Origin of the sequence: Salinispora tropica CNB-440, assembly GCF_000016425.1 — a bacterium.
Taxonomy (GTDB): domain Bacteria; phylum Actinomycetota; class Actinomycetes; order Mycobacteriales; family Micromonosporaceae; genus Micromonospora; species Micromonospora tropica.
The window spans coordinates 829,099-850,230 of sequence record NC_009380.1 but is presented as its reverse complement, the minus strand read 5'-3'; the positions used below and the strand labels follow the sequence as shown (position 1 = coordinate 850,230).

Here is a 21,132-nt window from a genome sequence, read left to right as displayed (position 1 = left end):
GACCATGGTGAATGAAATTGATCGTCGTACCCTGCTCCGCGTGGCCGGCGCATCCGCCGGCACCGCCGCGCTCGCCAGCGCTACCGTCGCCGGCGGCAACCCCGCCCAGGCTGCCGGGGGCGCATTCCGGCACGGTGTCGCCTCCGGCGACCCCCTGCCCAACGGGGTCCTGCTCTGGACCCGGCTGACTCCGACCGAGGCGGCCCAACCCGGCTCCGGCCACGGCCCCGAGGCGCAGGTGTCCTGGCAGATTTCCGCCGATCCAGACTTCACCACGTCACTGGCACAGGGGACGATCCGCACCGGACCCGCACGAGACCACACCGTTCGCGTCGAGGTATCCGGACTGGAGCCGGCCACCACGTACTGGTACCGCTTCGGCTACGACGGGGGGTGGTCCCCGACCGGCCGAACGATGACCGCGCCGGACCTGGACGCCGAGATTGACCGATTGCGACTGGGGGTGGTCTCCTGCTCGAACTGGGAAGGCGGCTACTTCGCGGCGTACCGGTACCTGGCCGAGCGGGGCGACCTGAACCTCGTCGTGCACCTCGGCGACTACCTCTACGAGTACGGCACCGGAGAGCTCGGTACCGGAGGTCAGGTCATCCGGCCGGTCAGCCCACCGCACGAGACGCTCACCCTGGCCGACTACCGCATCCGGCACGCCACCTACAAGACCGACCCGGACCTACAGGCCCTACATGCCGCACTACCGTGGGCGATCACCTGGGACGACCACGAGGTTGCCAACAACCAGTGGTCCGGAGGCGCAGAAAACCACACGCCGGGTGACGAGGGCGACTTCGCCGCTCGGTTGGCTGCGGCGCGACAGGCGTACCTGGAGTGGATGCCCGTACGCGCGGGCGTGGACGGGGCGATCTACCGTCGGCTCCGTTTCGGTCGACTCGCCGACCTCTCCATGCTGGACCTACGGACGTACCGGTCCAAGCAGAACTGGGGTGGTGTTGACGACCCGGACCGGACGATTACCGGCGAGGAGCAGATGACCTGGCTGAAGAGCGGTCTGGCCACCTCCGACGCGCGGTGGAAGCTGGTCGGCAGCTCAGTGATGATCTCTCGTCTCGATGTCGGCACACTTCCCGCCTGGCTTCTCGGCCCGCTGGCCGAGCTGCTGGGCATGTCGCAGAACGGCGTGGTGCTCAACACCGACCAGTGGGACGGCTACAACGCCGACCGTAACGACCTGGTCGATCACCTACGCGCCACCGACACGCACGATGTCGTCTTCCTCACCGGGGACATCCACACCTCGTGGGCCAACGAAATCACGACAAAGTCTACCGGCCCATGGTCGCCAGCCGCCGCCGAGTTCGTGGTGCCATCGGTGACCACGGACAACGTGGACGACTTCCTGCGGCTACGCCCTGACAACGCGGTCAGCAAGCTCGGGGCGAGCTTGATCCGCGCGACCAACCCGCACGTGCGGTGGACCGAGTTGGACGGGCACGGCTACGGCGTACTGGAGGTAACCAGAACAGCATGCCGCATGGACTGGTATCACCTGGCGGACCGGACCAAGCCGACCACGTCCAGCCAGTGGGTGGCCGGCTGGTCGGTCGGTGCCGGGTCGGCGAAGCTACGCCAAGAGAGTTCCCCACTGTCCTGAACCGGGTTAACACTGGACACTCACCAGTGTTACCCGATCGAAACATTGCACCACTAGCACCCCCGATCACTCTCATGTGACATTGACGTTCGTCACTGGATAGTCTCCCACCCACCACCGCCAGGTCCGACGCCCACCCGTTTGGACCTGCCTGGATCGAAAGAGACCCCCATGAGACGCTTCGTCCGTACTGCCATCGCCACCGTCCTGGTGGCAACGGCGGCGCTGGTGGCCCCGTCTGCTGCGCAGGCCGCGGTCCGCAATCCCGTCCTCTTCGTCCACGGCCTGAGCAGCTCCGCCAGCACCTGGAACACCTGGATCAACAAGTTCAAGGCGGACGGCTACCAGAGCTCCGAGCTATACACCTGGTCCTACGACTGGAAACAGTCCAACGCGACCACCGGCGCGAAGCTCATCGACAAGGTGCAGGACGTGCTCGACGCGACCGGCGCCACCAAGATTGATATCGTTGCTCACTCGATGGGCGCCCTGAGCTCTCGCTGGTACATCAAGAACGGTGGCGGGACAGCCACCGTGGATGACTTCGTCTCAGTCGCCGGCGTCAATCACGGCACCGACGTGTCCTGGTTCTGCTCCTTCTACCAGTCGTGCAAGGAAATGGTTCGGGGCAGCAGCTTCCTCGACTCTCTGAACTCCGGCGACGAAACCCCGGGGAACGTGAACTACGCCACCCTCTGGTCAACCTGCGACGCGCTGATCAATCCCGACAGTTCGGCGAAGCTGGATGGCGCGGTAAACACCTCCGTGGGTTGCAAGGGGCACACTGGCATGAACGACGACTCGAGCAACTACATCAAGGTCCGAGACTTCATCGCCTAGCAAGCGCGACCGGACAGCCGGTCAGGGGCACAGTCTCGATCAGCTGAGAACTCGCCCCTGGCCGCTGTTCACCTCCGCCCCGCCGAAGGTCACCCGGCAGCCCCTCGCCGATCATGTTTGGCCACGCAGTCAACCCGGCATCGGAGCAGCGGTTGGGACGGTGAGTAGGTCATGCAGCTCGGTGGGGTACTCGCGAATTTCGGTGGTCGCGATCTGGCGGACGATTCGGGCGCGGTCGAGGACGGCGATATCGTGCCCAACCTGACAGGCCAGGGCGAGGTTCTGCTCGGCGAGCAGAACAGCGGTACCGGCGGCGGCGAGGCCAGCAACGATCGTTGCCAGCTGGCCGACGATCGCGGGGGCGAGCCCTTCGGAGGGCTCGTCGAGCAGCAGCACATCGGGGCCGGCGAGCAGTGCACGGGCGAGGGCCAGCATCTGCTGCTCACCCCCGGAGAGCTGGTGGGGCCGGTGCCGGCGCCGCTGTGCAAGCGCCGGGAACAGGTCGAGGACCTGATCGGTGTCGACGGCCCCGGAACGGGAGCGCGGCCGCGGCAGCGTGAGGTGCTCACTGACGGTGAGTCCGGCGAAGAGGCGACGCCCCTGCGGGACGATTCCAAGTCCGGCGCGGGCACGGCGGCGGGCGTCCCATCCGGTCAACGGCTGCCCGTGCAGGAGGATTTCGGTACCCGGCTCGGTCGGGTGCAGCCCGGCGAGGGCGTTGAGCAGGGTGGACTTGCCGGCACCGTTGCGGCCGACAACTGCGGTCACCCGCCCGGCTCGCACGTCGAGGGTGATGTCGGTGAGCGTGGATGCACCGACGTAGCCCGCGCGCAGGTTACGCACGCGCAGGACGGGCGTACCCGCCGCGGCGGCCGCCGGGCGCTCCGGGGCGCTGCTCACCGCCGGGCTCGTGGGAACGTCGGTGCCGAGGTAGACCCGGCGCACCTCGGGGTGCTCACGAATCATGGCGGGAGCTCCGGTGGCCACATGCTGGCCGTGGTGCAGGACCGTCACGGTGTCGGCCACGGCGGCGACAAAGTCGAGATTGTGATCGACCAACAGCACGGTGATGTCGGCGGAGAGGGCACGGATCAGCTCGGCCAACCGGGTGACCTCGCCGACGGCGAGGCCGGCGGAGGGCTCGTCGAGCAGCAGCAGCCGAGGCTGGGCCGCGAGCGCGACAGCGATCTCCAGACGGCGTTGGTCGCCGTAGGCGAGCTGTGCGGCAGGTCGGTCGGCGTGCTCGGCGAGGCCGACCTGAGTGAGTGCGGTTCGGGCAGCCAGCACCGCCCAGGGGCGGGGACGCAGCGCCGAGAGGCGCTGCCCGGGGACGGCGAGCAGCACGTTCTGCACGGCCGTGAGGGGGTGGGCGAGGGCGGGGTGTTGCCAGGTGCGGGCGATGCCGGCGCGGGCACGGCGGGGTGCCGACCAACGAGAGATGTCCGCCCCGGCGTAGTGGATCTGACCTGCGGTAGGGCGCAGGGTCCCGGCCACGAGATGCAGCAGCGTGGACTTACCGGCCCCGTTCGGACCGATGATTGCGTGCCGGGCCCCCACCGGCAACTCAACGGTGACCTCGTCAACCGCGCGGCGGGCGCCGTAGGAGTGGCTGACCGCCGCAAGGCGTAGTAGCGCGGTGGTCACGTCCGCCTCCGGGAAAGTCGAAGGGTACGGCCGGCCTGGCGAAGCCGAGGCAGGTAGGCCAACAGGAGGAAGCAGAGGCCGAGCAGGGTGGGGCCGTGGCCGCCGAGCAGCCCGCTGGCCCAGTCCCGGGCGGCGACGAGGAGAACGGCCCCGGCGCCGGCACCGAGCATGCTGCCCGACCCGATGAGGGCGGCGGCCAGCGCGAGGGCGGAGACACCCATGGCAGCGTCAGCAGGTGAGACGTAACGGGTGACCGCGATGGTCAACGCGCCGGCCGCGCCAGCGATGCCACCGGCAATCGTGTAGGCGGCGAGCAGTAGGCGGTTGGTGTGGTGCCCGGCCGCCTGCACCCGGGGCTCGTGGGCAGCGATGCCCCGCAGGAGCAGCGCGAATCGGGTCCGCACGAGGATCGCCACGGCAACACCGACGACCAGAGTGCAGGCCAGCACATACAGGTAGACCCAGCCGGGGCGGACCATCGCCGGCAGGCCGGGCAGTGCGACGACGGGCGAGGTGTGGGTGCCTTCGCTGCCGCCGGGAGCCCATTGGTTGGCGGCAGCGTGGACCAGCTCACCCAGGCCGAAGGTGACCATGAGGAAGGGGATACCACGGGCCCGTACCGCCAGGCAGCCGGTGACGGCGGCGGCGATCGCCCCAGCTGCGGTGGCCGCGAGCAGCTGGACCGGGCCAAGGTTGGTCAACGTTGCGACGCTCGCGGCGGTGTACGCGCCGACGACCAGATAGCCAGCCTGCCCCAACGGCGACAGCCCGGCCCAACCCACCAACAGTTGGGCGCTCATCGCGAGCACGGCCATGACCAGAGCGGTCGCGGCGAGCGCGATCACGTACCCGTTGACCAGCCACGGTAGCGTCACCGCCGCCACCAGGCCCAGGGCCCCGAGGGCGGGCAGACTCCATCGCGGCAGTCGACGTGCCCGACGGTCCGGGGTGCCGGTGGCGACCGGAGTGCGAGTCGCGCTCATGCGGGCTGTCCCGGGAGTGCGGTGCGATGCCGGACGGTGAGCGCAACGAGCATGGCGGCGGCGAGGATGAACGCGGCGGCGCCTGGGACGATCGCGACGCCGAGGGTGAGGGTCTGTCCAACCCCGAGCGCGGCGAGCAGCGCACCCCGGATACTGCCGAGACCACCGACGACGCAGACGATCAACGAGTAGGCCAGAACCGTGGTGTCCACCCCGGGCGACGGGCCGATGACCGGTGCGCCCACCACCCCGGCGCCGACGGCAAGGACTCCCCCACCGACCAAGACGCCCACCCGTACGGCACTGGTCCGCAGTCCGGTCGCGGCCGCCATCCCCGGGTCGGCGACCACCGCGCGGACGACCGCACCAGCACGGGAGCGTTCGACGAGCCAGAAGAGCCCCCCCACCACCACGAGGCCGATCGCAATGAAGAGCAAGCGGTAGATCGGGTACTGGTAGTCGCCGAGGATGACCGAGCCGGCGACCGCCCGGGGTGGATCGACCGAGCGCGGTTCCGCGCCGAAGACCTGGTTGAACTGATCGGCGGCGATGTAGGCGATACCGAGGGTGGCGAGTACCTGATCCAGGGGCCGATCAATGAGCGGGCGCACCACGGCGGCCAGGCCAGCTCCCCCCAGGGCGCCCAACAGCACCGCGACAGCAAGCGCGAGGGCGAGACCGGTCCAGCCGCCGTCGGCGAGTTGCCAGGCGAGGTAGGCACCGGCGAGGTAGAGGGTGCCGTGGGCCATCGAGAAAACGCCGGCGACGCCAACGATCAGCGTGAGTCCGGCGGCGATGGTGAACAGCAGCAGCCCGTACGCGACACCGTCCAGCGCGGTCATCGTGTAGGGGTTGAACAGCACGTTCAGGCCCACGGCACTCCTCCCTTCCGTTCGTACCGGGGCAGCCGGTCAGGCCGGGCTGGGGCGGCGGCCGACGGTGCTGTGCATCAGGTAGCCCGACAGCACCAGCTCCGGGTCCATCAGCACCTGCCGCAGCTCGGCCAGGTCCTCGTGGGTCATGCCCGCCTCGAGTAGCTGGGGCTCGCGCTGGATCGAATTGGATCGGTGCAGCAGGCAGATGCCGGTGCCGCCGTACCACGAGCGCGACTCGATGCGGCTCTCCACGTCCATCAGACCGAGCCGCAGCATCGCTTCCTGCGCTCGTTTGGCCCAGCCCATGTCCGCCCCACGGGACTCCCCGAACGACTGCAGGCATTCCTGGAACTGCTCCACCAACTGGGTCGCACGGGGGCTGGGGCTACGGCGAATCATGTCCCGCCACGTGCAGTCCCAGTCCTCCACCACGATCGCCCCACCGGGGGCGAGCGCGTGCACCAGCTGGGCCAGGACCTGCTCCCGTTCGGGCAGGTGCATCAGCACCAGCCGGGCCACCACCGCCTGCTGTGACCCGTCCAGCTCCATAGTGCGGATGTCCCCGGCGCGCACGGTGACGTTGGCGCCGGCCGGGATGTAGCGGGGGTCGAGGTCCACGGCGGTAACGTGCCCACCCGGACCAACCTGGTCAGCGAGCCAGCTGGTCAGCGTGCCTGCCCCGGCGCCGAGGTCGGTGACCTTCCACCCCGGCCGCAGACCGATCTCGGTCAGGATCCGGCGGGTGCCGGAGTCGAGAATCTCACCGAGAAACCGCAGCTGGCGGGCGGCCTCATCGGTGGAGTTGTCAAACATGTACCCGGTGGTTGTCGTCATCGCGTCAATCACTCCGTTCAGGAACCGAGGGTGGTCAGCGTCTGCACGGTTCGGTTGACCCACACCTGTCCGTCCTGGGCTACCTCGCGCAGGTAGTACGCCTGCACCGGGGTGTGGTTTGTTGGACCGAACTGCCAGGCGCCCCGGGGCGAGTCGATCGAGCCGATCCGGGACAGCGCCGCCGTCAGCGACTCCGATGTCAACCCACCGGTCGCCTCGTCGGCAGCGGCCTGACTGGCCGGGGTGGTACCCGTCGTCGCCGCAGTGTCCGAGCCGTTGAGCGCCTCGGTGATGACCTGGTCCAGCACGAGTACGGCATCCCAGGCGGAGACGTGAAACAGGTTTGGCAGCTCCCCGTCGTTGGCCGCGCTGTAGCGGCGCACGAAGTCACGGTTGGCGGCGTTGTCCAACGTCGTCGAGTAGTTCAGGCTGGTGTAGATTCCCGCAGCCTGCTCTCCGAGTGCCGCCAGCGGCGCGCCCTCGGTCAGGAAGCCTGAGGCGTACAGCGGCACATCTACTCCGTACTGCCGGTACTGCTTGACGAACTCGACGGCGCTGGTGCCGGCGTAGAAGGTGTAGACCGCCGCGGCATCGGAATTTTTGATCTTTGTCAGATACGGGGAGAACTCCGTCGTCGGCGTCGGCGCCCACGGCGTCCACGTCGGTTCCCCACCCGGATTGGCCAGCTTTCCGCCGGCCTCACGGAAGGCGTCCACGAACCCGTTGATCTGGTCGTGACCCCCGATGTAGTCCGGGCCAATCACCCACACCCGGTCATCGCCCACCTGCTCACGCAGGTAGCCAGCGATCGCGGCGCCGGTCTCCTGACTCAACCAGGATGTGGACCAGAGGTAGCTCGGATCCTCCACTGTTGATGGCCGTCCGCCGATGCCGATCAGCGGCACCCCGGACTCCTTCAGTAGCGGGTACACGGTCTGCACCGTGTCCGCGGTCGCCCCGCCGACCAGGGCGAGGACCTTGTCCTGCTCGATCAGTTTGCGCGCCGACGCGAGCGCGGTGGCCTTGCCGTCGCCCTCGTCCGCCTCGATCACCTTGACGGGTCGACCGCCGAGCTCGCCGCCCAGCTTCTCCAGGGCCAGCCGAAACCCGGCAACCTGGTCGTCTCCGACCGACTTGTAGGGGCCGGACTTCGGCACGATCAGGCCGATGCGGATCTCCTCACCGCTGTTGTCCGCGCCACCGAGGCTCGAGCCGGTGCAGGCGGTGACGGCTGTCAGCAGCGCGGCGGCGACAGCCACGCGCCATCGAGACCGGCCTGGGGTCTGTTGAGAGGTCACAGAGATCGAAGTCCTTTCCTCGAGAGGCTTCAGAAGGGGCGCAGCCAGGCGCCCGGTCGCGCACGTTGGTCCCCTGCACGCCGGGCAACCCCGGTGCAGGTCAGCTCGCCACGCGTGGTCCCGGCTTGACCTGCTCACCGATTCGCGCCGCGAGTGCCGCCAGCTCATAGGCGACCAGCGAGGGGTCGCAGTCGGTGCGGGCCAGGGCCGCCAGCGAGGACCCGTCGGGCACCTGCTGCACGACGAGGATCCCGTCCCGCATCATCAGCAGCTGAAACTGCACACCACCGGTCTCCAGCAGGTCGGTGGCGCCGCGGGCGAGGCTGACCAGGCCGGAGACAATCGCGGCGAGTTGGTCGCCCCGGTCGCGATCCAGACCAGCGGTGCTGGCCAGCAGCAGACCGTCCTCGGACACCGCGACAACGTGTGCCACAGCGGGGATCTGCTTGGCCAGCCCGTCGAGCACTGCCGACAGTTGCGAATTCAAGGTCAGACCGATTGTGCCGCTCATCAGCGTTCTCCTGTCGAGAGGGGAGGGGTGACAGACGCGGCTCGCAGGCCACGCATTGTGCCGGCGACCTGTGCTCGGATTGCCTCCGGATCGATCGATTCGGAGGATTCGGGGGATTCCGAGCCGGTGGACCGTGCTGGTGAGCCGCCGGCCATCTGCGCCGGCCGGCGACGCCGCGGCAAGCCGGCTGCGGTACGGCCAGCAGTGGTCGCCTCACCGGTGTCCGGCACGGCCGGATCAGCTGCGGTTGGGGGCCCGCTGCCGGCGGCGCCTCCCGGGTGCAGCCAGGAAGACCGGGCGACCGCCTCCCGTTCCCCCGGCGGCGTCGGCGTCGCGGGCAACGCCAACGCACCCTGCGCGGAACGCACAAGCGGCAGCTCAACCGTCGCCTCCCGCGGCGACAGCGCCGCTGTCGGGGACGGTCGGGTCAGGCCGGGCACAACATACTCGCGGATGCGCAGGCGGGTCACGTACTCCGCCGGGACAGTCACCTCTGCGGTGATGCCAGTTGGCTGAGTTTTGGTAAGGCGGGTCGAAATGTCGAACTCCCGCGCCAGGCGGGAGACCACGACCAGGCCCATCTGGTCGGTGATCGCGACGTCCAGCTCCGAGCTCGCCAATAGCTGGTTGGCCCGCTCCAGCTGCACGGCGGGTAGCCCGAGGCCGGTATCCGCGACGAGGATCCGCACGTCACGCCCGGACCACCCAGCGGACACCCGCACCAGCTCCGCAGAGAACCGGGTCGCGTTGTCCAGCAGCTCCGCGAGGATCGACTTGACCGCGTCCGCCGCCCGGGCGTCGATCTCGGCTTCGACCAAGCGGTCCATCGTGACCCGTGCGAAGCCCTCGGTTTCCGACAACGCCGCGTTCACCAGGTCGACGAGCTCGACGGGCTGACGCTGCGATCGTCCCGGACCGCCGCCGGCGACGATCAACAAGTTCGTGCCGTACCGTCGCAGCCGAGTCGCCTGCTGGTCCACGCCGAAGAGCCGGGCCAGCCGGTCCGGATCCTCCTCATCACGTTCAAGTGTGTCGATGCTTCCCAGCAGCCGCTCGGTCAACGCCTGCACCCGGCGCCCGATCGATGTGATCATGGCGCTTACCAGAACCCGGCTCCGCGCCTGATCCGCTGTTGCGTCCACCGCCGACCGCAGCACCAAGTTGAAGGCGTTCGCTACCCGGCCCACCTCGTCCCGGCCGACGACCGGCACGGAGACCGCTCCAGTGCCCTCAGTCAGTCGCTGTGCTGCTACCGGGTCCGATGCCGCCCCCAGCCGCTCCACCAGCCCCGGCAGCTCCACGTTTGCGACCCGCCGCGCACCCTGCTCCAAGGCAGAGAGCTGGCTTACCAGCGATCGTGCCACCCAGAACGCGGTGAGCACGGCGAGGGCGAGCATCACTATCAGCACAATGCCCTGCAGCACCGCTGCCCGAACCTGCTCCATCCACAAGTCGTCAGCGGTAGTAGCGATATCGCGGTTGACCACCGTTTGCACCTCGGCCAGCAGATTCGCCCGAGTAGTCATCACGCGACTCCACTGCTGGGCACCACCCGGCAGCTGCATGGGCTCGTACAGTGCGGTGCCCGACACCACTCCATCCAGGCGCACCGCCGCCAGCACATCCGGGCCGGTCATCGTCCGCCCCAGTAGCGACCGCCACCCTGACCGCGCCGAGAGGTCGAACTCGCGTAGCGCTTCCTCGTGACTCGCTCGCGCGGCGACAATCTCAGCGTGCAGCGCCGGCGTCAGTTGATTGGCCGCCACCGCCTGCAACACCATCACCTGCTGCTGGCCGACCGCTTCCCGGGCCCGAGCCAACGCCGCCGACACCCGCATCGCGTCCTCGAGGAGCGGAGGGGCCCCGCTTCTCGCCATCGTGGGCAGCAGATTGCCCAGGTCCGCCACGACGCCCTGGTAGCCGAAGGCCACCGCCGACAGTGACACCGGACCCTCGCCCCGTATCCGCTGCCGTTGTGTGCCCACGTCGGTCAAGGCGGCATCCACATTGGTGAGGACGGCTTGCACGGATGACGGAAGCTCGTCGAGGCGACCCCGCTGCTGGTGAAACCGTGACGCTGCGCGGTCAGTGTCCTGAACGGCGCGCTCGAAATCCGCGGCGGTGACCTCCGCTTCCGGCAACAACAGACTCACGGCGATGATCCGCTCGACCTGCAATCGCTGGGTCAGCTCGTCAGCCGCGACGCTCGCGCTGAACATCCTCCCGGCATGTCGGGTGGCGTCCGCCTCGCCAGCCGAGGACCAGAGCCCGAATCCGGTCGAGACCACCGCGGCAAGTGCCGTCGGCAACACGATCAATGCCGCCTTGACTCGGACGGGCATGTCGGCCAGCCGCCACGGTCGCACCCTGGAGCTCTGCGTCATAGTCCTGTCCAAGCCCATCACCCCGTGGTCATGCCGCTGGTTCACGAGGCCGCGCGGGAGCTGGGGAGACAACTCGCACTGAGCTCTGCCTACTGTCCAGTGCAGACTCGAGGCCGACCTTCGTCCAAAGGTGACGATAGCTGACCGACGACTGTCGGTGCTGACGCGAGTCACTAGACGTGAGGAATGCCCCAAAGTGGACTAGTGCAGTACACCCCCTGACCAATGAGCGGTCCGGAGAATGCCAATCTCGATGGAGGATAAGGTGCGGGTGATACGACTAAATTTCGATGATCACCGATATAGCGGTGCGTAGTATCAGCCGGGCGGTCACCGGACACCTGCACCAACCGGCTCCGCGACGCATCCCCCGCCCCGTACGAAGGTCGGGGCAGCGAAAGCACCAGTAGCCGGTTAAGGTCCCGACATGGTCGAGAGGAATGTCGATCCCACTGCTGGTCTTGTCCAGGTTCGCACGGGCAGTGAGCGCGCGGTGCTCGAATCCTTCCTCGACTTCCACCGCGGCACGGTTCTGCGCAAGCTGCGTGGGCTCTCCGAGACCGATGCCGCCCGCCGCCTGGTGCCGTCCGCCACCACGGTCGCCGGCCTGGTCAAGCACCTCACCCTCGTAGAGCGAAACTGGTTTTCGGCACTTCTCGACCCAGGATCGGTGGTCGTCCTGACCACCGAGGAGAGCGCGCTGGCCAGCTTCGCTCTGGCCGACGAGGATACCGTCGAGCGGCTTGCGGCGGCCTACGAGGCAGAGTGCGACCGGTCCCGAACGGTGGCCGCCCGGTTCGACCTCGATCATGTGGTGCCGCAGCCGCAGCTCGGCGAGGTCTCGCTCCGCTGGATCCTGGTGCACATGATCGAGGAGACAGCCCGTCACGCCGGCCACGCCGACATCCTTCGTGAGCTGACCGACGGATCGACCGGCGCTTTCTGATCGCCGCCCGACCCAGGAAAGCCCACCACAAAGAATTGTCATCGACCGGCGGGAACGCCGTTGGCCCGGCCACCCGCGATCACGGCCTGGCCAACGAGGCGGCGATAGTTAGCTATCGACGGTGTCATGTCGCATCATGGGCGGCATGCTGCGAGAGCCGTACGCCCTTCTGTGGGACTTCGGTGGTGTCCTTGCTGACGCTCCGCGACAACCACCGGCACCAGCGGCAATGGTCCGCCGGCTGTTCACCTTGGTGAACGGCACAGTTTCCACCGAGAGGATCACCAGCGACCTCGCTGAGGGGGCCCGCTCCTACGCCTCGTGGCGTGACGATGTCGGCACGAGCGACGATCCGGTGGAGCTACCACACACCCAAGTCTGGGCGGACTTCGTCACCCGGGCCTGGCCGCAGCCCGCTCGCGACGCCGTCGAACGGGAGGCCACGTCGCTGGCGTACGCCTGGACCTGGCGGTCCGAATGGCAGGTCCGCCCCGGCGTGCCAGAAGCACTGCGGGCCGCCACCGAGGCGGGCTTACCGATGGCCGTGGTCAGCAACACCCTCTGTGGCGCCGCACACCGAGACTTCCTCGCCACCGTCGGACTGTCCGAGCGCTTCGCCGCCGAGTTCTACAGCGACGAGGCCGGGCCTCGCAAGCCCAACCCCCGCCTCGCCCAACTCGCCGCCGACGCCATCGGCGTACCGATCCGGAGCTGCTGGTTCATCGGCGACAGCGTGCACCGCGACATCGTGTGCGCCCGCCGAGCCGGTGCCGGCGCTGCCATTCTGATGCGTTCCCCCCGCACCGACCGAGAACCCCCTCACCCAGACGTACGACCCGACGCTCGGGTCGAGGACGGCCACGGGCTGCTCGCCCTGCTGCATCGAAGCAGCACCGTCGCTGATGACTGACGAAGTCTCCCGCCGACGTACGCCTCATCGCCGGCCTCTCCGGTGACCGAGAAAGGTGGGCGAGTTGTTCGGTCGGGGATGAGGTCCGCACCCCGACAACGAGCGCGTCATACATGCTTCCGCGACTGCGAGGTCCCAGCCATGCGGGAGTGGGCAGTCCCAGACACTCACTCGACAGCTCCATCATGAGGTACGCCACCCGGTCGAGGGCATCGACTCAGGTCAGTGACTAACTGCCCTGCCGTATCACCGGTTCCGACGACCAGACGGCCCGACGCCGCCGGACGAATGTCAGCGAGGTAGCTGACAGGTGATCGTCGTCGCGACCTGGTGGCGTGCGACTCCGGTGCCGCACGACTTCCGGCAGATGTGTACGTCGGTCGCGCACATCCGCGAAGATTGCCGCGTGAAGGCGGTTTATCCAGACAGCGGCAGTGGCGATGGGAAGGCCCACCCGGAGGCCGTGCCGGGCCTGCACCCCAACACCAATGATGCCGACGACGCCGCCTCACTCACGCTTGAGGTCGACGGCGAGACATTCACCCTCCGCAGTAGCCAGTACGCTGGCACCGACTACACGTGGCTCAGCGGGCCCAACCTCGGCTACGGATTCGGTGCGGGTACGACCTTGGAGCTGTCGCTCGACGAGCACAGGGAGAACATCCGCGACTTCCTGGCCATGGTCGACCCCCACACGGGATACATCGAAGGCGATTGAGCAGCAGGCCGCTTGAGCCCACCTTCCCACGCACTGCTCGTCGACAGATGAGTGCGTCGGAGCCGACACGGTACCGGATGGTCGCCCCACCCGAGCGCGTTCCTGTGTCTCCTTCCGGGGATGGGACGGTCAGCCTGGCAATCGCCTTGATCTACACGGCGCGTGGCGACATTCTGAGGGCAGGCGGCACACACTGTGTCGCCTCGCCGTTCACACGTCTCTCGCTGCCCCATACTGACCGCCGCATCGGGCGCGCTGTGCGCCCGGCCCATTACCTCGATGAGGATCGTCATGTCGTTGGTCAAGAAGGGTTCTCGGCTCATTACGGTTGACGGGGTCACCTACAGGTGGCGAGTGCGCGGCAGACCAACCTACGCCCAAGGGCTGGGTGAACGACCGCTCGCAGTCGCTGTGGAACAGGTCGACGGTACGGGCAGGGTGTTGCTGGTCAACATGCCTCAAGATCATCCAAGCAACTGGATTGGCGGACCGGCAGAGCCCGTTCTTCCGTCGGCGGTCGCTGCGATCGTCCGGCAGGCGATGGCCGAGGGATGGCGACCCACGCAGCCAGGCGCGGCCTTCGATATGACTGCGTCGGTGGACTGATGACACGACGCTTCGGTGACCGGGCCACGTTCGCGGTGGAGATCCGTGCGGTCGAGCCGCACCAACTCCGCGTCGTCGACTTGTGGGCGGCTGGCAAGAGGCTGACCAGCAACGACAACTGGGCCTTCCTCCCATCCTTCATCCACGCTATGCGGTCGAGCGTGGCGCAGGTGCGCCGACGCGACATCAAGCCCTGCCCCTTCCCGGGCCTCGAGCCAGAGGAGATCTTTCGGCTGCTCCACGCAGACGAGACGGAGTTCCGGGAGCAGTTCTGGTTCATGCAGTGGGGCGAGACCGTCGACAACGTCGTGAAGTACGCCTACCTCGACGAAGACGTGGTGATCGTCTTCGCGTTCTGGCAGGCAGACCATCCCTTCCCGGATGACCTGGGCAGGGTCTTCGTCGCCAGGATCCCACCGGAAGAGTTCATGGCCGCCGTCGAGGAGGCAGCCGATCTGCTGGACGCCGAGTTCCAGCCGCACCGGTCCCCGCGCTTTCAAGGTCGGTCGGCACCCTGCGCTACGACCCGTCAGACGTGCGGCTGACCGATCAGGCGGACGACTCCGGCCGTCGATGATCTGTGGTACCTGAGCAAGCGCGGCCTCAACGGCGAGAAGGTACAGGCGAAGCGCTACGGCGGGGGCAGCGCTGGCGCTGCCGCTACGAGGGTGCGCCGGCTGTGGTGCGCCGGCATCGACGCTGCGAGCTGCGGATAAGCCAAGTGGTTAGGAAGACTGGCGGCTGAGATCATGCCACCGTGACTGTTGTACTGACGCGTTCACGTGTGGACAAGCTCGTGGATACAGGGCACGTATTGGACATACTGCGTGAAGGATTCACGGCGCCAGCTGCGCACGAGCCGCCGCTTCGGGTCAGTACCGACCTTCCCGGCCCGGGGACCGCGACCTGCCTCATGCCGGGACTCCTGCCGGGCATACCGGCATACACCGTGAAAACGAATGCCAAGTTTCCCGGTGCCACACCGGCACTGCGCGGCGTGGTGTGCCTGCACGATCTGCAATCCGGCGAACTGCTCGCCCTGGCCGACTCGTCCTCCATCACGTCGTGGCGTACCGGGCTGGCCGCCGCGCTGGGCACCCACCTGCTCGCCGCGTCGGGCGCCGACACGCTCGGCTTCGTCGGTGCCGGTGCGCAGGCTGGTAGAACCCTGGCAGGTCTACGACACCTGCGTAGCTGGCGCAGGGTCGTCGCCTGCGACCTGGACCGCGATCGCGCGGCTGCGCTGACCCCCTTCGTCCTGGCCAACGCCGTCGACGTGGCGGCCGACGTCGACGTCGTCGTCCTCACCACCTGGTCCCGCCAACCGCTACTCGACGCGTCCGGCGTGCGACCTGGACAACATCTGACAACGCTCGGCGCCGACGAGCCCGGCAAGATCGAATTGTCCGCTGATCTGCTGCGCACGGCGCGCGTCATCGTCGACGACCTGGCTCTCGCCGCCCGCTCCGGTGCGCTGGGCAACGCCGGACTTGACGCCAGCGCCGCTGCCGGGACCCTCACCGATGTTGTCCGAGGCACCCTGCCCGCCCGCACCTGTGAGAAGCCGGTCACGGTATACGCGCCCGTCGGACTCCCGTGGCAAGACCTCGCACTGACCTGGGCGCTGTACCAGCGCGCGAGGACTCCGGACCGGATCATCATCGATCTGCTCGCCTGAGGGGTGGCTCCGGGAGTGTCATACGTGTTCGCCGAAGGCCCCTGTTCCGGACGGCCACACCCGGCGCCCAGCCAAGAGCGCCGGACCGGAGCGTTTCGAAACCTCTGTCCGGGCATCCAGTAGCACGCGCCCATCCGAAAGACCGTCGTACCAGGCGACACCGTGAGGGAAGCTTCGATGCTTCTCGCGTGTCGTCTGCCGCTGCCCTTCTCGACGGCGGGTGGTCGAGGCGCCTGTACATCCCGCGACGCGATCGACTCTACGGACTCGCTCACGAACACCGGCGCAGCATTCATTGAACCTAAAGGTTCAGTGCTATAAGGCGAACTACATGGTTCACCAACCTGTCCTCGACCGGGTGTTCGCCTCGCTGGCCGATCCGGCCCGCCGAGGCATTCTGATCCGACTCGGCGACGGCCCGTCCACCATCGGCGAGCTCGCCGAGCCCACCGGGATGAGCCTGACCGGCACGTCCGGCAGTTCCTGCCCGGCGAGCAGGCGCAGCAGGGTGGATATCCCGGCTCCGTTCTCACCGACCACGGCGGCCCGTTCGCCGTCGCGAACCGTTGCGGACACCGCGTTCAACACCCGACCGTGGGCGTACGCCTTGCTCACCGCGTGCAGTGTGAGTTGGGTAGACATGAGACTCCTCTCCGGCGATCAAGCCCGGATTCGGCCGTCGAGCAGGGTCAGTTCGGGACCCTGCCAGCCACGGCGCAGCCACCGGTCATGTGAGGCGACGACGACACCGCCCGGCGCGCTGTGCAGTGCTTCCTCCAGTTCCTCGACCAGGCGCAGCGACAGATGGTTGGTGGGTTCGTCGAGCAGCAGGACGTCCGGCGGACGGGCCACCAGCATGGCCAGCGCGACCCGCCGGCGCTGGCCGGTGGAGAGCTGCCCGACCGGCCGTTCGGTGTCCCGGCCGGCCAGCAGGCCGAGCCGGGACAGCGGCACCGCGGGGTCCTCACCGGCCGCCTGGGCGTAGTACGAGCGGGCGGTCCGCTGCGGATCGGGGAACTCGACGTCCTGCTCGAGCAACGCGACGCGCAGTCCCGACGACCGGTACGCCGCGCCGGCGTCCGGCTCCAGGTCGCCGGCCAGCACCCGCAGCAGCGTGGACTTACCGGCGCCGTTGGGCCCGGTGATCAGCAGACGTTCCCCGGTCGCGACGGTGAGGTCGTCGATCTCCAACCGGCCGTCGACCCGTACCTTGCGCAGCGAGACGCTGCCCTCCTGCGGGCCGGTGCCGGTCATGGCGGCGGTGAAGCTGAGCTGGGCCGGCGGCCGCTTGGCCTGATTGGCGGTGAGTTCGTCCAGGCGTTGCTGGGCATTGCGCACGCGCCGGGAGATCTGCTTCTGGACCCGGCCGCCGTGCCGGTCGTACCCGATCTTGTTGTTGTCCTTCATCGACCGGGCGTGGTTGACGTCGTGCGCCGTGGTCGCCACCGCCTGCCGCAGTTCCTTGATCTCCTTCTGCTCGGCGGTGTACTGCTGCTCCCAGCGCGCCCGCTCGGAGCGTTTGACCTCGAGGTAGTCGGAATAGGCGCCGCCGTAGCGGGTGACACCTCCCCGGGACGGGTCGAGGTCGACGATGTCGGTGCAGATCCCGTCGAGGAACGCCCGGTCGTGCGAGGCCACCACGACGGCGCCCGGCAGTTCGGCCAGCCGCTGCTCCAGGAAGGTGACCGCCTCCTCGTCGAGGTGGTTGGTCGGCTCGTCCAGCAGCACCGCCCGCGGCTGCCGGATCAGCAGAGCGGCCAGACCCAGACGGGTGCGCTGACCGCCGGACAGCGAACCCAGCGGACGCGCCATGTCCACACCCGACAGGCCGAGGCCGTCGAGCACCAGTTTCGCCCGATGGTCGGCGTCCCACAGGCCGTGGTCCTGAGCCCACCCGAGCAGGTCGCCGTACTCGGCGAGGGCGGTCTCGTCCTCGGGTCGCGCGGCCAGGATCTCACCGAGTTCATCGAGCCGGTCACGGACCCGGTGAAACTCTTCGAGTGCCTCGTCAACGACCGCGCTGAGCGGGGCGTCGGCCGGGAACGGAAGCTCCTGACGCAGGAACTCGGTGTCAGCGGGGCGCTGCACCTCGCCGCCGTCCGGCTCCTCCTCGCCGGAGAGCAGCCGCAGGAGGGTGGACTTCCCGATCCCGTTCTCCCCGACCAGGCCCAGCCGCTGGCCGGGTCCCGCGGAGAGCGAGACATTGTCGAGAACGATGCGGTCACCGTAGACCTTCACCAGGTCGCGGGCATGCAGAACAGACACGTTGGACACGCGGATACCAATCGCCGAATCGAAAAGGAATCGACTGCCCGCCGGGGCGCAACGACCACGAGAACATGGCGGGCCACGGCAGCGGACTGGGTGCGTGTCAGTAGATCACTCAGCCACAATCACACGAATCGGACGTCTCGTCAACCCGAGACATCTCACGGACACCGGCCGGGTGCGCTCCGCGCTGTGTCCGCCTCGCTGCCGTACCGTCCCGACCCGCGGCTCGGCCGCCTCGACATGGCCACCGTGATCGCCGCCGTCGAAGGCGTCCGCTCGGCGATCCGTCAATGGCAACAGCCCACGCCCGGTAAACCGGGACCTCGGCACACCGGCGACCTGGCCGACATCGTCGACCTCATGCTCGCCACCGGCGCCCGCATCGGCGAGATCCTGGCCGTGCGGTGGGAAGAGGCGGACCTCGCCGCCGAACACCCGACCCTAACCATCTGCGGCACCATCGTTTACCTCAAGGGCAAGGGATTCTTCCGACAGGAGTGGACCAAGAGCGACGCCGGCTATCGGGCCGTCATTCTGCCCCGCTTCGCGGTTGGGATGCTGCTGGCCCGCAAGCTCACCGCCGCCGACGACCCTCACGATTCGATCTTCGCCTCCCGGCGCGGCACCTGGATGTCCCCGCACAACGTGCGCCGGCAGTGGCGCCAAGCCCGCGCCGACACCAGCCCTCGAATGGGTCACCCCACACACCTTCCGCAAGACGGTCGCCACCCTCATCGACAAAGAGGCCCACACCGACCAGGCTGCTGCCCAGCTCGGGCACGGCAGTAAGGAGATCACCAAGAAGCACTATGTTGTCAAACCCGCCCTCGCCCCGGACAGCTCCCACATCCTCGAACAACTCGGCGCCAGCCCGACGACAACGGGCATCGAGCGCCGCGATCATGGGCAATCCCGGACAGCCTAGGCAGCACGAATGAACGCCTGACGGCCCCGCATCGCGGGCAGATCCGCCCCGCCGACGAACGTGGCCGCACCCGGCGTTTGTGGGGGTTTTCGGGGGGTGATTCAAAATCGCATAGACAAACTTAAGGCCCTGACCGGCACTCTTGCTGGTCAGGGCCGTTTTTGTGGTGGAGCTGAGGGGATTTGAACCCCTGACCCCCTCGATGCGAACGAGGTGCGCTACCGGTCTGCGCCACAGCCCCTCCGCCGGCGTACCGGCGTGGTCCCACTCGGCATACACCGAGCGGGCCGGCGATAAGGCTAACAGGTCGCTGACCGCCCTGCGAATTGCCCCCGACGCGGCGAAGGGGGATGCGACCTCGACCCGAGCGGGTGGGGCGTCCGGCTTCTGCTGGGCGGACGATCTCTGAGGTCAGGCCGGGTGGGCACCGCGGCCGGACTGGTACGGGCGCCCACGGAGGCCGCCGGCGCGTCGGTAGGAGACGGTCCCGCCATTCGCCGCCGCCGGCAGGTCCGCCGGCCGGTCCAGGCCCATCGCGGTACGGCGCACCGACTCCCGTTGGGCCGCCAGGCGACGCTGCGCTTCACGCCGGGCCGCAGCCCGGCGTGCCTGCTCGCGCCGCACCTCGGCCTGGCGGGCGGCCAGCCAGGCTGCCTCGCGGGCCTCGGCGCGTCGGCGACGCTGGTCAGCGAGGGCACGAGAGCGCAGGTGGGCGACGTAGACCAGGAGCAGGGTGCCGGTGACCGCGAAGCCGATCCAGAATCCGGGGCCGACGAACAGCACACCGACCAACTCGACGGCGTTGAGCAGGACCAGCGCGGCGAGCACCCGCCGCCGCCGGTAGACGGCCGGGGCGTGCTGGCGACGGCGCGGCGGGGGCCGGCGGGGGCCGGCAGCCGCGCGCCCGCCGATCCGACGCTGCCGGCTGGGGGGCGCTGGAACCACACGCGGCTGGTCCGACCGGCGGGACCCGGGAGCCGGTTCGGCGACGGCGACACCGAAACCCCTGCTTTCACTTAACGTGACCGATAGCGAACGCGGTGGATTTATCGGCCGGCGACCTGGGACCGTACGGCGTCGTCGACGGCGCTGGAGCACCCGCGCCGTCGACTTCGCCCGCTCCGCCGCCAGCCGCTCGGTCGCGTCGTACCGGCGGACCAGGGCCGGCGCCAGGGCGAGCAGGCCGGCAGCAGCGAGGACGGCGAGGAGCACCGAGGTCGGCACCCTCACCCCTCCCGTCACCGAATTCAGGCAAACACAGCCCAGCCGAATGATCTTTTATGTTTCGGCCTTGAGCCGAAGATCCTACGGTCGGACTGCACATGCCGTAGCTTGCAGTTACCTGAGGTTACGGGCGAAGGCACCGGATGGTGGCACGCCGCGCCGATCGTCCCAGCCGGGACAGTTCAGCCAGTCGCCGCCCGCAGCCGGTGCCAACGAGCCAGCAGGCCCCCCTCGGCCGCCACGTCCTCGCTGGTCAGGGCATACCCGATGTGATCCCGCCAGGCACCATCAATATGCATGTACCGCGCGTGGTACGCCTCTTCGCGAAAGCCCAGCTTCTCCATCACCCGACGCGACGGCCGGTTATCCGGCCGGATGCTGATCTCGATCCGGTGCAGCCTGCCCGGCCCGAAGGCATGGTCCACGGCCAGGGCAAGCGCGGTAGGAATGACGCCCCGCCCCGCCGCCCGGGAATCCACCCAGTAGCCGACGCAGCCCGAACAGAACGCCTGGCGCACGATGCTGCCGACATTCAGATGCCCGACCAGGCGTTCCCGTCCTCCCTCGCGGAGGCAGACCACAAACGGCATGCTCTCGCCGTTCCGGGCCGAGCGGCGCTGCTCCCGATACACCCAGCGAAAGGCATCGAGCGAGTTCAGTTCGGCCCAGGAGCCGGGGAGAGACGCCTCCCAGGGCGCGAGCCACGCCTCGTTGGCGCGGCGTACCTCTGACCAGGCCACGGCGTCCAAGCGCCGGTAGGGCCGCAACAGCACCGGACCGTCCGCCAACACGACCGGCCATCCCGGCGTGCGGCGTCCCAGAAGCTTCACCCGGCTGATCCTCCGCCCACGGTGC

17 protein-coding genes, 1 tRNA gene and 3 pseudogenes are annotated in these 21,132 nt (G+C 68.5%); 9 read left to right on the top strand and 12 right to left on the bottom strand.

All coding sequences use genetic code 11. The annotated features are described in order from the left end of the window. Window positions 1-4: 4 nt before the first annotated feature. Entirely contained in the window at window positions 5-1,630 is a 1,626-nt protein-coding gene (locus STROP_RS03875) for an alkaline phosphatase D family protein (protein WP_011904676.1), read from the top strand. A 171-nt stretch (window positions 1,631-1,801) separates the two neighbouring features. Further along, a complete protein-coding gene (locus tag STROP_RS03870; RefSeq protein ID WP_011904675.1) occupies window positions 1,802-2,470 on the top strand; it encodes an esterase/lipase family protein in 669 nt (222 codons plus the stop codon). A gap of 129 nt (window positions 2,471-2,599) precedes the next feature. Here the strand turns inward: STROP_RS03870 and STROP_RS03865 are convergent, their stop codons facing one another. The 7 genes from STROP_RS03865 to STROP_RS03835 form a co-directional block, all read right to left on the bottom strand. Beyond that, a complete protein-coding gene (locus STROP_RS03865) occupies window positions 2,600-4,114 on the bottom strand; it encodes an ATP-binding cassette domain-containing protein (RefSeq protein WP_011904674.1) in 1,515 nt (504 codons plus the stop codon). Further along, on the bottom strand, window positions 4,111-5,097 hold the full coding sequence (locus tag STROP_RS03860; protein WP_011904673.1) for a branched-chain amino acid ABC transporter permease: 987 nt from the start codon (window positions 5,095-5,097) through the stop codon (window positions 4,111-4,113). The genes STROP_RS03865 and STROP_RS03860 overlap by 4 nt, the downstream gene beginning before the upstream one ends. Further along, entirely contained in the window at window positions 5,094-5,972 is an 879-nt protein-coding gene (locus STROP_RS03855) for a branched-chain amino acid ABC transporter permease (RefSeq protein ID WP_011904672.1), read from the bottom strand. Before STROP_RS03855 ends, STROP_RS03860 begins: the two co-directional genes overlap by 4 nt. Window positions 5,973-6,008: 36 nt before the next feature. Beyond that, a complete protein-coding gene (locus STROP_RS03850) occupies window positions 6,009-6,806 on the bottom strand; it encodes a class I SAM-dependent methyltransferase (RefSeq protein ID WP_011904671.1) in 798 nt (265 codons plus the stop codon). 17 nt (window positions 6,807-6,823) lie between these two features. Next, complete coding sequence (locus tag STROP_RS03845) at window positions 6,824-8,104, bottom strand: ABC transporter substrate-binding protein (RefSeq protein ID WP_011904670.1); 1,281 nt, start codon at window positions 8,102-8,104, stop codon at window positions 6,824-6,826. A gap of 100 nt (window positions 8,105-8,204) precedes the next feature. Continuing rightward, on the bottom strand, window positions 8,205-8,615 hold the full coding sequence (locus STROP_RS03840; protein ID WP_011904669.1) for a roadblock/LC7 domain-containing protein: 411 nt from the start codon (window positions 8,613-8,615) through the stop codon (window positions 8,205-8,207). Then, window positions 8,615-11,020, bottom strand: coding sequence for a sensor histidine kinase (locus STROP_RS03835; protein ID WP_026274819.1), 2,406 nt, complete (start codon window positions 11,018-11,020; stop codon window positions 8,615-8,617). The genes STROP_RS03840 and STROP_RS03835 overlap by 1 nt, the downstream gene beginning before the upstream one ends. Window positions 11,021-11,426: 406 nt before the next feature. Between STROP_RS03835 and STROP_RS03830 the strand changes: the two genes are divergently transcribed. The 6 genes and pseudogenes from STROP_RS03830 to STROP_RS25535 all read left to right on the top strand — a co-directional run. Continuing rightward, a complete protein-coding gene (locus tag STROP_RS03830) occupies window positions 11,427-11,945 on the top strand; it encodes a DinB family protein (protein ID WP_011904667.1) in 519 nt (172 codons plus the stop codon). Window positions 11,946-12,081: 136 nt separating this feature from the next. Continuing rightward, a complete protein-coding gene (locus STROP_RS03825; protein ID WP_011904666.1) occupies window positions 12,082-12,855 on the top strand; it encodes an HAD family hydrolase in 774 nt (257 codons plus the stop codon). Window positions 12,856-13,165: 310 nt separating this feature from the next. Continuing rightward, window positions 13,166-13,573: a hypothetical protein gene (locus STROP_RS03820; protein WP_011904665.1), complete on the top strand. Its 408-nt coding sequence runs from the start codon at window positions 13,166-13,168 to the stop codon at window positions 13,571-13,573. 605 nt (window positions 13,574-14,178) lie between these two features. After that, window positions 14,179-14,724, top strand: a complete 546-nt coding sequence (locus tag STROP_RS03810; RefSeq protein WP_011904664.1) for a hypothetical protein — start codon at window positions 14,179-14,181, stop codon at window positions 14,722-14,724. 212 nt (window positions 14,725-14,936) lie between these two features. After that, window positions 14,937-15,857 (top strand): ornithine cyclodeaminase family protein, encoded by a 921-nt coding sequence (locus STROP_RS03805; protein ID WP_187151578.1) that lies wholly within the window; start codon window positions 14,937-14,939, stop codon window positions 15,855-15,857. A 331-nt stretch (window positions 15,858-16,188) separates the two neighbouring features. Then, window positions 16,189-16,326 (top strand): annotated as a pseudogene (locus STROP_RS25535) (ArsR/SmtB family transcription factor); the annotation flags it as partial. Window positions 16,327-16,328: 2 nt separating this feature from the next. Here the strand turns inward: STROP_RS25535 and STROP_RS26300 are convergent. Further along, a pseudogene (locus STROP_RS26300) lies at window positions 16,329-16,430 on the bottom strand (ATP-binding cassette domain-containing protein); the annotation flags it as partial. A gap of 87 nt (window positions 16,431-16,517) precedes the next feature. After that, window positions 16,518-18,122: an ABC-F family ATP-binding cassette domain-containing protein gene (locus STROP_RS03795; RefSeq protein ID WP_238380276.1), complete on the bottom strand. Its 1,605-nt coding sequence runs from the start codon at window positions 18,120-18,122 to the stop codon at window positions 16,518-16,520. Window positions 18,123-18,389: 267 nt separating this feature from the next. Between STROP_RS03795 and STROP_RS03790 the strand changes: the two are divergent. Next, a pseudogene (locus STROP_RS03790) lies at window positions 18,390-19,053 on the top strand (tyrosine-type recombinase/integrase); the annotation flags it as partial. Window positions 19,054-19,217: 164 nt separating this feature from the next. Here the strand turns inward: STROP_RS03790 and STROP_RS03785 are convergent. From STROP_RS03785 to STROP_RS03775, 3 genes are all read right to left on the bottom strand, one after another. Then, window positions 19,218-19,294, bottom strand: a tRNA-Ala gene (locus STROP_RS03785). Between the two features lie 170 nt (window positions 19,295-19,464). Then, on the bottom strand, window positions 19,465-20,283 hold the full coding sequence (gene sepX / locus STROP_RS03780; protein WP_026274823.1) for a divisome protein SepX/GlpR: 819 nt from the start codon (window positions 20,281-20,283) through the stop codon (window positions 19,465-19,467). A gap of 176 nt (window positions 20,284-20,459) precedes the next feature. Beyond that, on the bottom strand, window positions 20,460-21,107 hold the full coding sequence (locus tag STROP_RS03775) for a GNAT family N-acetyltransferase (protein ID WP_011904658.1): 648 nt from the start codon (window positions 21,105-21,107) through the stop codon (window positions 20,460-20,462). Between the last annotated feature and the right edge of the window lie 25 nt (window positions 21,108-21,132).